Annotated in this window: 12 protein-coding genes; 4 read left to right on the top strand and 8 right to left on the bottom strand. The window is 68.0% G+C overall.

Annotated features, from left to right (window positions below):
• Window positions 1-37 precede the first annotated feature (37 nt).
• The 4 genes from AC3WQZ_RS08795 to AC3WQZ_RS08780 form a co-directional block, all read right to left on the bottom strand.
• A complete protein-coding gene (locus tag AC3WQZ_RS08795) occupies window positions 38-1,015 on the bottom strand; it encodes a Bug family tripartite tricarboxylate transporter substrate binding protein (RefSeq protein ID WP_010814651.1) in 978 nt (325 codons plus the stop codon).
• A 50-nt stretch (window positions 1,016-1,065) separates the two neighbouring features.
• Window positions 1,066-1,455 carry a cupin domain-containing protein gene (locus tag AC3WQZ_RS08790; RefSeq protein ID WP_010814650.1) on the bottom strand — a complete coding sequence of 130 codons (390 nt, stop codon included), beginning with the start codon at window positions 1,453-1,455 and terminating at the stop codon, window positions 1,066-1,068.
• 167 nt (window positions 1,456-1,622) lie between these two features.
• Window positions 1,623-2,318: a two-component system response regulator KdpE gene (gene kdpE, locus AC3WQZ_RS08785; RefSeq protein WP_010814649.1), complete on the bottom strand. Its 696-nt coding sequence runs from the start codon at window positions 2,316-2,318 to the stop codon at window positions 1,623-1,625.
• Between the two features lie 31 nt (window positions 2,319-2,349).
• Window positions 2,350-5,199: a DUF4118 domain-containing protein gene (locus AC3WQZ_RS08780; RefSeq protein WP_492300353.1), complete on the bottom strand. Its 2,850-nt coding sequence runs from the start codon at window positions 5,197-5,199 to the stop codon at window positions 2,350-2,352.
• A 388-nt stretch (window positions 5,200-5,587) separates the two neighbouring features.
• Here AC3WQZ_RS08780 and rpsU point away from each other — a divergent pair, with 388 nt between their 5' ends.
• The 3 genes from rpsU (at window position 5,588) to AC3WQZ_RS08765 (ending at window position 7,796) form a co-directional block, all read left to right on the top strand.
• A complete protein-coding gene (rpsU, locus tag AC3WQZ_RS08775) occupies window positions 5,588-5,800 on the top strand; it encodes a 30S ribosomal protein S21 (protein WP_010814647.1) in 213 nt (70 codons plus the stop codon).
• 206 nt (window positions 5,801-6,006) lie between these two features.
• Window positions 6,007-6,918 (top strand): nodulation factor ABC transporter ATP-binding protein NodI, encoded by a 912-nt coding sequence (nodI, locus tag AC3WQZ_RS08770; RefSeq protein ID WP_026200447.1) that lies wholly within the window; start codon window positions 6,007-6,009, stop codon window positions 6,916-6,918.
• Between the two features lie 14 nt (window positions 6,919-6,932).
• A complete protein-coding gene (locus AC3WQZ_RS08765; protein ID WP_492300351.1) occupies window positions 6,933-7,796 on the top strand; it encodes an ABC transporter permease in 864 nt (287 codons plus the stop codon).
• 19 nt (window positions 7,797-7,815) lie between these two features.
• On the opposite strand, the gene sugE is transcribed toward AC3WQZ_RS08765, so the two are convergent.
• Entirely contained in the window at window positions 7,816-8,136 is a 321-nt protein-coding gene (gene sugE / locus AC3WQZ_RS08760; RefSeq protein ID WP_492300350.1) for a quaternary ammonium compound efflux SMR transporter SugE, read from the bottom strand.
• Between sugE and AC3WQZ_RS08755 the strand changes: the two genes are divergently transcribed.
• Entirely contained in the window at window positions 8,130-8,447 is a 318-nt protein-coding gene (locus AC3WQZ_RS08755; protein ID WP_414220945.1) for a hypothetical protein, read from the top strand. The genes sugE and AC3WQZ_RS08755 overlap by 7 nt on opposite strands.
• A gap of 4 nt (window positions 8,448-8,451) precedes the next feature.
• On the opposite strand, the gene AC3WQZ_RS08750 is transcribed toward AC3WQZ_RS08755, so the two are convergent.
• The 3 genes from AC3WQZ_RS08750 to AC3WQZ_RS08740 form a co-directional block, all read right to left on the bottom strand.
• Entirely contained in the window at window positions 8,452-9,657 is a 1,206-nt protein-coding gene (locus tag AC3WQZ_RS08750; protein WP_492300348.1) for an O-succinylhomoserine sulfhydrylase, read from the bottom strand.
• 340 nt (window positions 9,658-9,997) lie between these two features.
• Window positions 9,998-11,527, bottom strand: coding sequence for an amidophosphoribosyltransferase (gene purF, locus AC3WQZ_RS08745; protein ID WP_010814641.1), 1,530 nt, complete (start codon window positions 11,525-11,527; stop codon window positions 9,998-10,000).
• Between the two features lie 104 nt (window positions 11,528-11,631).
• Window positions 11,632-12,129, bottom strand: a complete 498-nt coding sequence (locus tag AC3WQZ_RS08740) for a CvpA family protein (protein WP_010814640.1) — start codon at window positions 12,127-12,129, stop codon at window positions 11,632-11,634.
• Between the last annotated feature and the right edge of the window lie 5 nt (window positions 12,130-12,134).

The following is a 12,134-nucleotide window of genomic DNA, read 5'->3' as shown; positions in this document are numbered from 1 at the left end:
TGTCTTGTTGGTTGTCTGATGGTTGCCCGAAGAGCGCCTATTCCGGCTGGATGCCAGCGTCTTTCACCAGCCGCGACCACTTCTGCAGCTCGGCCACGACAAACTGGCTGAGCTCGGCCGGCGTGCTGCCGAATGGCTCGAAGCCCAGCGCGTGGAACCGCGGCGCATGCTGCTTGCTGGTGGCGATGGCGACCAGTTCACGATTGAGCCGCTGCACCACCGGCGCCGGCACCCCGGCCGGCGCGAACACGCCGTTCCATGAGGTCACGTCGAAACCCTTCAGCTCCGGCACGCTCGCCAGCGGCGGCAGGTCGGGCAGCAGTTCGCTGCGCTGCGCGGTGGTCACCGCCAGCGCGCGCAGCTTGCCGGCGCGCACGTTGGCGATGCCTGCGGCAAAGTCGACGAACATCGCCTGCACCTGGCCACCCATCACATCGGTCATCGCCGGCGGCGTGCTCTTGTATGGCACGTGCAGCATGTTCAGCCCGGCCATCTTCGACAGCGTGGCGCCCGAGACGATGCCGGTGCTGTTGCCGCTGGCATAGCTCAGGCCCGGATGCGCCCTGGCATAGTCGATGAACTCACGCAGCGTCTTCACCGGCAGCGCCGGGTTGACCACCAGCATGAACGGCAGGTTGCCCATGCGCGAGACCGGCGTGAAATCCTTGACCGGGTCATAGCGCAGCTGCTTCATCAGCGACGGGTTGGCCGAATGCGTGGTGTTGGTGGTCATGAACAGCGTGTAGCCATCGGCCGGGGCCTTGGCCACGAACTCGGCGGCAATGGTGCCGTTGGCGCCGGGCTTGTTGTCCACCACCACCGGCTGCTGCAGCGCCTCGCCCAGGTATTTGGCAGTCAGGCGGGCCACGGCATCGGTGCCGCTGCCGGCAGCGAACGGCACCACCAGGCGCAGCGGCCTGGACGGGAATTCATCGGCCGACAGCGCCGGGGTGGCGGCCAGCGCCGCGGTGCACCCGAGCACCAGGCTGGCAAAGGCATTGCTGAAGGACTTCACGGTAGTTGTCTCCTGTAGTTGTTCAATCCCTTGCCGTGACCAGCCGCGTCTTATGCGGGCCGTATCACGCGCTCGGGGGATTCCTCATATGGCGGGGAATAGATGACCAGAATCTTGGCCGGCTCGTCGCTGACCACGGTGAACACATGCATCTGGTCCGGCGGGAAGAAGCAGCAGTCGCCAGGGCCCAGTTCCTTTCGCTGGCCGCCGACCTCGGCCACGGCGCGGCCTTCCAGCACGTAGCAGACCTGCTCGATGCCGGGATGCGCGTGCGGCAGCGCGCCCTTGCCCTTCTCGATGGTGCCGTGGATCACTTCCAGATGCCGCGATCCGACGGTCTCTGGGCCGATCAGCCGGCGATTGAGGGTGCCGACATGGTTGGCGGGGTGGTAGCCCTCGACCTCGTCGGTCGAGATGAAATAGACGGGTTGGTCCTGCATGCGGTGCTCCTGCCTTAATTCATATCTATGAATAACAGTTTATGCTCTTGAATTTATCCGTCAAACAATTTCGACATCGCTGCGGGTTTACCGGGAGTGCAAGGAGCGAGCGCCAGCCTCACGCGGCGCGTGATCGGCAAGAAAGTGTTGTGGGAGTTACCCGGCGCTCAGCCGGCGAAGCGGTAGCCCACGCCGATCTCGGTCAGCAGGTAGGCAGGCCGGGCCGGGTCGGCTTCCAGCTTGTGCCGCAGGTGCCCCATGTAGACGCGCAGGTACTGGCTGCTGTCGGCATGCGACGGCCCCCACACCTCGCGCAGCAGTTCGCGGTGGGTCATGACCTTGCCGCGATGCGCCAGCAGCACCGCCAGCAGCCGGAACTCGATCGGCGTCAGGTGCACCGGCTCCCCCGCGCGCGTGACCTGGCGGTTGGCCAGGTCCACGGCGATCTCGCCGAACGCCACCTGCGCCCGCCCCTGCGCGCCGGCACGCACATGGCGGCGCTGCAGCACGCGCAGGCGCGCCACCAGCTCGCCCACGCCGAAGGGCTTGGTCAGGTAGTCGTCGGCGCCGGCGTCGAGCGCGCGGATCTTCTCGGCCTCGCCGGTGCGCGCCGACAGCACCAGCACCGGCACTTCGGTCCAGGTGCGCAGGTCGCCGATCATCGATACGCCGTCGCCATCGGGCAGCCCCAGGTCCAGGATCACCAGGTCCGGCTGGCGCGTGCCGGCCTCGATCAGTCCGCGCTGCAGCGATTCGGCCTCGTGCACGGTGCAGCCCTCGTCCTGCAGCGCCGCGCGCACGAAGCGGCGGATATGGGGCTCGTCTTCCACCAGCAGCACCGTGGGCGAAAACTCGAATGGCATAACGCGTCAGATCCTTGAAAGGTTGTCGGGTTCAGGCCGGCAAGCCGGCCGCTTCCGGTTCCAGCACTGGAGGGTTGCCGCGCGGCAGCGTGACCACGAAGCGCGCGCCGGTGCCTTCGCCCTGCGCCCGAGCATGCACCGGCTCGACGCGGATGCTGCCGCCGTGCGCCTGCACGATGGCCTCGCACACGGCCAGCCCCAGGCCCACCCCGGTGGTGGCGGACTCGCGCTCGCCGCGGGTGAATTTCTCGAACACCTGCCGCGCCATCGCCGCCGGCACGCCGGGGCCGTCGTCCTCGACGACGAGGTGCACGGCGTCGTCGGAGAGCTCGCCGCGCACGCGGATCTCGGTACCCGGCGCGGTGTACTTGGCCGCATTCTCCAGCAGGTTGCACAGCACGCGCTCCATCAGCACGCCATCGCATTCCACCAGCGGCAGTGCCGACAGGTCGGCCACCACCACGCGGTGCCGCGCCAGCGCATCGCGCAGCGACGCCAGCGCCGCGCCGGCCAGTTCTTCGAACGACTGCCATTCCTTGCGCAGCGCCACATTGCGGCTTTGCAGCCGCGCCATGTCGAGCAGGTTGGCCACCATCGCGTGCATGCGGCGCGCCTGGTCGCGCATGGCGCCGACGGTCTCGGCCACCTCCGGCGCCAGCGGCGTCGTGCCGCGCTGCAGGGTCTCGGCCATGCCGATCAGGCTGGTCAGCGGCGTGCGCAGGTCGTGAGACACCGCCGCCAGCAGCGAGCTGCGCAGGCGCTCGGACTCCATCGCCAGCAGCGCCTGCTGCGCCACCTCGACATAGTGCAGCCGCTCGATCGCAATCGCGATCAGCGTGGCAAAGACATCGACCTGGCGCCGCAGCGCGGGCTGAGCAAATGCGCGCCAGGTGCGCGGCTCCACTGCCAGCACGCCGCGCACCTGCATCGGCGCCTTCAGCGGCAGGTACAGCACCGTGCCGGAAGGCAGCGTGTCGGTGCCGGTGCCGGCCGGCTGGCCGTGGTTGAAGACCCATTGCGCCAGCACGTGGTCGACGGCATCGCTCTGTGCCGCGCCGCCGGCCTCGGGAGCCGTGGCCGCGGGCAGCAGCCGGCCGTCCGCGCCGACCAGGAAAAACGCGGCACGCGCATCGAACGCCGCGCGCAGGAAGCGGCTGCCGATACCGACGATCTGCGCGTCGGTCAGCGCCGCCGACAGCTCGCGCGCCAGCTCGTACAGCGTGCGCGCATCGGTCTCGCGCTGCACCGATACCTGGGCCTGCTCGCGCAGTCCGGCCGTCAGCTGTCCAATCACCAGCCCGACTGCCAGCATCACCAGGAAGGTCACCAGGTATTGCACGTCGGTGACCGCAAACGACAGCTGCGGCGGCACGAAGAAGAAATCAAACGCCCCCACCGCCACCAGCGCGGCGAACGCCCCCGCGGTACGTCCGTGGCGCAGCGCCACGCCGGCCACCGCCAGCAGGAACAGCATGGCGATATTGACCAGGTCGAACCATGGCCGCGCCAGCGCCGACAGCGCGGTGGCGCCGGCGCACCAGGCCACCGCCCACAGCAGGCCCGGCCACTGCGCAGGCCGGGCGTCTGCCTGCGGCGGCTCGGTGCCGGGCAGCACGGGCGCATCAGCGGGGGTCTCCTGTCGGACGCTGTCGTCCGCCACGCGGATCACGTCGATCTCGGGACACGCCGCAGCCAGCGCATCGGCAAAACTGGTGCGCCCGAACAGCCACGCGCGCGCGCCCAGCCATGGCGCCAGCGCGCGCGCCAGCAGCGCGTGCATGCGGCCGGACAATGAAGCCCCGCCATCGGCCCAGCGCGCCGGCGTGCGGCCGATCAAGACCTTGGTCAGATTGTGCCGCCGCACATAGCCGGCCACCGCCGCCACCATGTCGCTGCCGGCCAGCGTTTCGGTACGCGCGCCCAGCGCCTCGGCCAGCCGCATGGCCTGGTCGAGCTGCTCGCGCTGGGCGTCGGGCACGGGTGCCAGGCGCGGCACCGACACCGTCACCACATGGCAGTCGCAATCGAGCTGCCCGGCCAGCCGGCGCGCGCTGCGCACCACCTGCGCAGCATCGCTGCCGTGGCCGACACAGGCCAGCACCGCTTCACGCGTGCGCCAGACCGGTTCGATCGAGGCTTCCTGCCGGTAGGCGCGCACGTCGTCGTCGACGCGGTCGGCAGTGCGGCGCAGCGCCAGCTCGCGCAGCGCAATCAGGTTGCCCTTGCGGAAGAAATGCTGCACGGCATGGCGGGCCTGCTCGGGCACGTACACGCGCCCTTCGCGCAGGCGGCGCAGCAGCTCGTCGGCGGGCAGGTCGACCAGCACCACCTCGCCGGCATCGTCGAAGACCGCGTCGGGCACGGTCTCGCGCACGCGGATGCCGGTGATGCCGGCCACCGCCTGGTTCAGGCTGTCCAGGTGCTGGACGTTGACCGTGGTCCAGACATCGATGCCGGCCGACAGCAGTTCGGCGATGTCCTGCCAGCGCTTGGGGTGGCGGCTGCCGGGCGCGTTGCTGTGCGCCAGCTCATCCACCAGGATCAGCGCAGGCCGGCGTGCCAGGGCCGCATCGAGATCGAATTCCTGCAGCGTGCGGCCGCGGTAGTCGACGCGGCGCAATGGCACGCGCTCGATGCCTTCGGCCAGCGCCTCGGTTTCGGCGCGGCCATGGGTTTCGACCACGCCCACCACCACGTCGCCGCCCTGCTCGCGCTGCGCGCGCGCCGCGGCCAGCATGGCGAAGGTCTTGCCGACGCCGGCCGAAGCGCCGAAATAGATGCGCAGGCACCCGCGCGCGGCGCGTTCGCCGGCGGCCTGCATGCGCTGCAGCAGGTGGTCGGGGTCGGGGCGGGGATCGTCGGGTTGGCGCGGCTCAGGCATGGTGGTCGCGCTTGCCTCGCAGCGGCGGGAGCGCAGCCAGATTGTGCCACGCAGGCGCCGGCGTAAAGTGCGCCAAGGTAGACTAGCGGCGATTTCCGACGCTGCGCCCGCGCGCGCATTGCACTACATTCTTGACAGTGCAGTCGTATACATGCCATAGTTACGGGCGTATAGCATTCATGGAAACCGGTACTGTCAGCTCCAGTTGTATAGGACCTGGCGCTATCACCCCTGACACTGGTTGCACGGACTGAAACGTCCACATCTTTCAGGTTCGCGGGGGCGCACCAGGGCATTAGCCCGGCGTGCAATACCAGTCGCTCCGGCGACCGCAGTTTCCCCCCGTGTGAACCAGCCGCTCCTTGCGGCAATCCCCTAAAGGACTGAATTGACTAAGATCGTCTTGAAACCCGGTGAGCCCGTTGAAGTTGCAATGCGGCGCTTCCGTCGCGCCATTCTGCAGACTGGCCTGATCGTTGAACTCAAGAGCCGCACCGCTTACGAGAAGCCGACGACCGAGCGCAAGCGCAAGAAGAAGGCCGCCGAAGCACGTCTGCGCAAGCGCCTGCGCATGCAGATGCTGCCGAAGAAGATGTACTGATCCGGTACGCTTCGCCGCCTGGCACCGCCGCCGGGCATAAAAAAACCGCCAGTTCGCTGGCGGTTTTTTTTATGCCTCGCGCCCAGGCCGGCCCCCACTGCGCCTTGCCGCCGCGGCTTTTGCTGCACTGCGCCACCTGAGCATTGCGCCGATGACCGGCATAATGGCGGATATTGCGCCCGTGCGGCGCCACACCGGACCCTGCCTTGACTGCCATCCTAGAGTTGCGCAAGGTGCGCAAGCAATACGGCGACACGGTCGTGGTCGACGACCTCGATCTCCAGGTATTTCGCGGCCAGTGCTTCGGCCTGCTGGGGCCCAACGGCGCCGGCAAGACCACCACGCTGCGCCTGCTGCTGGGCCTGACCACGCCCATGGCCGGCACGCTCACGCTGTGCGGCGAGCCCATCCCCGAGCGCGCGCCGCAGGCGCGCATGCGCGTGGGCGTGGTGCCGCAGTTCGACAACCTCGACCCGGATTTCTCGGTGATCGAGAACCTGCGCATCTTCGGGCGCTACTTCGGACTGTCGTCGGCCGAGATCGAGCGGCGCGTGCCGATGCTGCTGGAATTCGCCCGGCTGGAAAACCGCGCCGATGCGCAGGTGCGCGACCTCTCCGGCGGCATGCGCCGGCGCCTGACGGTGGCACGCGCGCTGATCAACGACCCTGACCTGCTGGTGATGGACGAGCCCACCACCGGCCTGGACCCGCAGGCGCGCCACCTGATCTGGGAGCGCCTGAAGTCGCTGATGGCCAGCGGCAAGACCATCCTGCTGACCACGCACTTCATGGAAGAGGCCGAACGGCTGTGCAACTACCTGTGCGTGATCGACGGCGGCCGCAAGATTGCCGAAGGCAAGCCGCACGAGCTGATCGACAGCCAGATCGGCTGCGACGTGGTCGAGGTCTATGGCGATGAACTGGACACGCTGCGCGGCAGCCTGACGCCGCTGGCGCAACGTACTGAAATGAGCGGCGAGACGCTGTTCTGCTATGTGCGCGAGCCCGCCCCGCTGCTGGCGGCGCTGCACGGCAGGAACGGCGTGCGCTACCTGCACCGCCCGGCCAACCTGGAGGACGTGTTCCTCAAGCTGACCGGCCGCGAGATGCGGGACTGAACCGAGGGACTGACATGAGCGAACAGGATCCCCGCGCGGATACCACCACTGCCCCCGCGGCCGCTGGCGGCCACGCCGCCGCGACGCCGCGCCAGCGCTATCCGCAGCCGCTGCTGCCGCGCAACCTGCGCAACTGGATGATGGTCTGGTACCGCAACTACATGGTGTGGAAGAAGCTGGCCATCCCGTCGATGATCGGCAACCTCGCCGACCCGATGATCTACCTGTTCGGCCTCGGCCTCGGGCTGGGGCTGATGGTGGGCGAGGTCGACGGCGTGTCGTATATCGCCTTCCTGGCCGCCGGCACCACCGCGTCCAGCGTGATGATGTCGGCCAGCTTCGAGTCGATGTATTCGGCGTTCTCGCGCATGCACGTGCAGCGCACCTGGGAGGCGATCATGCATGCCCCGCTGACGCTGGGCGACGTGGTGCTGGGCGAGATCGCCTGGGCGGCCAGCAAGGCGGTGCTGTCCGGGCTGGCCATCATGCTGGTGGCGGGCGCGCTCGGCTATGCGCAGATGCCCGGCGCGCTGCTGGCGCTGCCGGTGATCGTGCTGGCCGGCATTGCCTTTGCCGCGCTGGCGATGATTGTCACCGCGCTGGCGCCCAGCTACGACTTCTTCATGTTCTACCAGACCCTGGTGATGACGCCGATGCTGCTGCTGTCGGGCGTGTTCTTCCCGCTGGAACAGTTGCCCGAAGGCGTGCAGGCAGCCACCAAGGTACTGCCGCTGGCGCATGCGGTGGCGCTGATCCGGCCGCTGATGCTGGGCCGTCCGTCGGAGGATGTCGGCCTGCACCTGGCGGTACTGGGCGCCTATGCAATGGTGGCGCTGGTAGTGTGCCTGGTGCTGCTGCGCCGCCGGCTGCTGCGCTAAGACTGCCGCATGCCGGGCCTCAGGCGCTGCCCACGAGCTTGAGCCCGCCAATACCGCACACGATCAGGCCGATGCAGGCCAGCCGCGCCGCAGTGGCGGGCTCATTGAAGAGTATGATGCCGAGGATCGCGGTGCCGACCGCGCCAATCCCGGTCCAGACAGCATAGCCGGTCCCGACCGGGATATGCCGCAGGGCCAGCGCCAGCAGCAGCACGCTGATGGCCATGCCGATCAGCGTGATGACGCTGGGCACCAGCCGCGTAAAACCTTCGGTGTACTTCAGCCCGATCGCCCACACCACCTCGAACAGCCCTGCCAGGGCCAGCAGTGTCCATGCCATATCGATTTCTCGGATTGCGTCGCAACGTGCGCAACGATAGCGGAGATTCCGCCACCTTGCAGCGCACCGTCCTGGCGCTGGCGGCCGCATGCGCCACGGCGTCACTGGCCGGGTGCATGGTGATGGCCGTGGGTAGTGCCGCGGTGTCGACGGTGGCTACCGTCGGATCGGCCGCCGTCAGCGTGGCGACAACCGCGGTCAGCACCACCTACGACGTCACGGCCGCAGGCGTGAAGGCCGTGGCCGGCAGCGACGAACCCGCGCCGCCCCCGTCGCCACAACCTGCACAGCCGCCACAGCCGGCGCAGTAAGCCCTCAGTCGCCCAGGCCGCGCAGCAGGTCGGCCTTCAGGTCATCGACCGACTCCAGCCCCACCGCCAGCCGGATCAGCCCTTCGCCGACGCCCGCGGCCGCCTTGGCCTCGGGGCTCACGCGCGCGTGCGTGGTGGTGTACGGGTGCGTGATGGTGGTGCGGGTGTCGCCCAGGTTGCCGGTGATCGAGCACAGCCGGGTGTTGTCGATCACGCGCCAGGCATTGGCCCGCTGCTGCTCGGGCGTGGCGCCCTTCAGCTCGAACGACACGATCGCGCCGCCGCCGCTTTGCTGGCGCATGGCGATCGCGTGCTGCGGGTGCGACTTCAGCGCCGGGTGGAACACGCGCGCCACCGCCGGATGCGATTCCAGGAACTGCGCCAGCGCCAGCGCGCTGGCCGAATGGCGTTCCATGCGGATCGCCAGCGTCTCCATGCCCTTGAGCAGCACCCAGGCGTTGAACGCCGACAGTGTCGGGCCCGCGGTGCGAACGAACGGGAACACCTTGCCCATGATGAAGTCGTGCGAGCCCAGCACCGCGCCGCCCAGCACGCGGCCCTGGCCGTCGATATGCTTGGTGGCCGAATGCACCACGATGTCGGCGCCGAACTTCATCGGCTGCTGCAGCGCCGGCGAACAGAAGCAGTTGTCGACCACCAGCAGCGCGCCGGCGTCGTGGGCGATGTCGGCCACGGCGGCGATATCGGCCACTTCGGTCAGCGGGTTCGACGGCGTTTCCAGGAAGAGCAGCTTGGTGTTCGGGCGCACCGCGGCGCGCCATGCGTTCAGGTCGCTCGGGTCGACGAAGGTGGTCTCGACGCCGAACTTCGAGAAGATATTGCCGAACAGCGTCATGGTCGAGCCGAAGATCGCGCGCGAGCTGACCAGGTGGTCGCCCGCCTGCATCGACGACAGCACCACCGACAGGATCGCGCTCATGCCCGAGGCGGTCGCCATGCAGGCCTGCGCGCCTTCCAGCGCGGCCAGGCGCGACTGGAACATCGACACGGTCGGGTTGGTGAAGCGCGAGTAGGTGAAGCCCTCTTCCGAGTTGGCGAAGCGTTCGGCGGCCTCGGCGGCGCTGTTGAAGCAGAAGCTCGAGGTCAGGTAAATGGCTTCGGAGTGCTCCATGAATTCGCTGCGCAGCGTGCCGGCGCGCACGCCGAGGGTGTCGATGCCGAGCGATTCGGGGTTGAGCGGTTCGTTCATGCTGGTGGAGCGCGGTCGTACCCGCGCGAATGCGATGGTTTCGACGAGCCGGCGCCGGCCAGGTGGACCGGCGCGCGGCCATGAAAAAAGCCCGTGCGATCGGGTGGTCGGATCGACGGGCTTGCTGTTCTGCGAATGGCCTTCGGCTTCAGGCTGTGGCGGCCGGCTTCCGGAAATCGCTGCGCCGCGAAGGCACTGCGCATCGGGAATCGTTGCTGACCGCCATCTCTTTAGCTGTTTCGGGCTGGACCCGCGTCCGCAAGCTGACTATCAAATCGACGCCCGGCCATGTTACGGCCGGGCTCCGCATTCGTCAACGCGCGGACAGCGGCGGCACGGCTTACTCGTTGCCGCCGGAGCGCTGCAGGTGCAGTTGCGAGCGCTCGGTGTCGCCATTGGTGCCGTCGCGGTCGGCCTGGCTGCGCGCCGTTTCCAGGCGGTTCAGGTAGGCCTCGTCGATATCGCCGGTGATGTAGCGGCCATCGAAGCACGAAGCATCGAAGTCCTTCAGCGCCGGGTTGATGTCGCGCACGGCCTGCTTCATCGCTTCCACGTCCTGGTACACCAGCTTGTCCGCGCCGATGATCTTCGCAATCTCTTCGTGGGTGCGGTTATGGGCCACCAGCTCGCTGCGGGTCGGCATGTCGATGCCATACACGTTGGGGTACTTCACCGGCGGCGCGGCCGAGGCGAAGATCACCTTGTTGGCGCCGGCATCGCGCGCCATCTGCACGATCTCGAACGAGGTGGTGCCGCGCACGATCGAGTCATCGACGATCAGCACGTTCTTGCCCTTGAACTCCACGCCCATGGCATTGAGCTTCTGGCGCACCGACTTCTTGCGCACCGCCTGGCCGGGCATGATGAAGGTGCGGCCGACGTAGCGGTTCTTGAAGAAGCCTTCGCGGTAGTTCACGCCCAGGCGGTTGGCCACCTGCATCGCGGCCGGACGGCTGGAATCGGGAATCGGCATGACCACGTCGACATCGCCGGCTGACACTTCCTGGCGGATCTTCTCGGCCAGGTAGTCGCCCATGCGCAGGCGCGCGTCATAGACCGGCACGCCGTCGATGCACGAATCCGGGCGGGCCAGGTAGACGTACTCGAAAATGCACGGCGTCAGCACCGCGTTCTCGGCGCACTGCTTGCTGTAGAGCTTGCCGTCCAGGTCGATGAAGATGGCCTCGCCCGGCGCCACGTCGCGCTCGAGCTTGTAGCCGATGCCTTCCAGCGCCACGGACTCGGATGCCACCATCCATTCCTTGCCGGTGGGGGTCTCGACGCTGCCCAGGCACAGCGGGCGGATGCCGAACGGGTCGCGCACCGCCAGCATGCCGTAGCCGGCGATCTGCGCGGCAATGGCATACGAGCCGCGTACGCGGCGGTGCAGGCCGCTGACCGCCGTGAAGATGGTGTCCGGGTCCAGCGCCATGCCGTTGCTGGCGCGCTGCAGCTCGTCGGCCAGCACGTTCAGCAGCACTTCGGTGTCCGAATGCGTGTTGATGTGGCGGCGGTCGCGGCGGAACATCTCCTCGCGCAGCTGCTCCCAGTTGGTCAGGTTGCCGTTATGCGCCAGGATCACGCCATAGGGCGCGTTCACGTAGAACGGCTGCGCTTCTTCCTCGCTGGATGCCGAGCCAGCGGTCGGATAGCGCACCTGGCCGATACCGGCGGCGCCGGGCAGGCTGCGCATATTGCGGGTGCGGAAGACATCGCGCACCAGGCCGTTGGCCTTGTGCATGTGGAAAGTACTGCCGTTGGCGGTGGCGATGCCGGCAGCATCCTGTCCGCGATGTTGCAACAACAGCAGGCTGTCGTAAATCAATTGGTTGACAGGCGTGGCTGAAACCACGCCGACGATACCGCACATTGCCAAGCTCCCAGGAAAGGCTTTGAATCAGGGGGCGCAGCCTGGTCCGGAAATCCCCCGGACCCAAAGGCCTGCGTACTACCGACCGGGCACCATGCCCGGCTTCATGTCTTGACGTACTTCGCCAGCTCCGGCGGCAGCCATGGCTTCACCGATTCCATGGCCTGCATCACATAAGGGCGGCTTACCGCGTCGCGCCAGAACGGTTCTTCCGGCAATTTGGTCAGGCTGGCCAGCGTGACCATCACCATCACCAGCAGCACGCCGCGCAGCAGGCCGAACATCAGTCCCAGCCCGCGGTCGGCGGGCTTGAGCCCGGTGCTCTCCAGCAGCTGCCCGACCACCATGCCGGCCAGCGAGGCGCCCAGCACGGTGCCGATCAGCAGCACCACGAAACCCAGCGCATGGCGCGCCAGCTCGCCGCCAGGCATCGATTCAGGCATCCAGCCCGCGGCCACCGCGCCATAGCGGAACGCCACCCAGAACGCCACCACCCAGCCGATCAGCGAGAGCACCTCGCGCACCAGGCCGCGCAGCACGCCGAGCACGCCCGAGGCCAGCAGGATGAAGACCACGGCATAGTCGAAGAAAGTCGGCTGCATCATTG

It is taken from the genome of Cupriavidus sp. FW305-26 (assembly GCF_058787975.1).
Note: the sequence above shows the minus strand (reverse complement) of the source record. Positions and strands in the feature narration are given on the sequence as shown.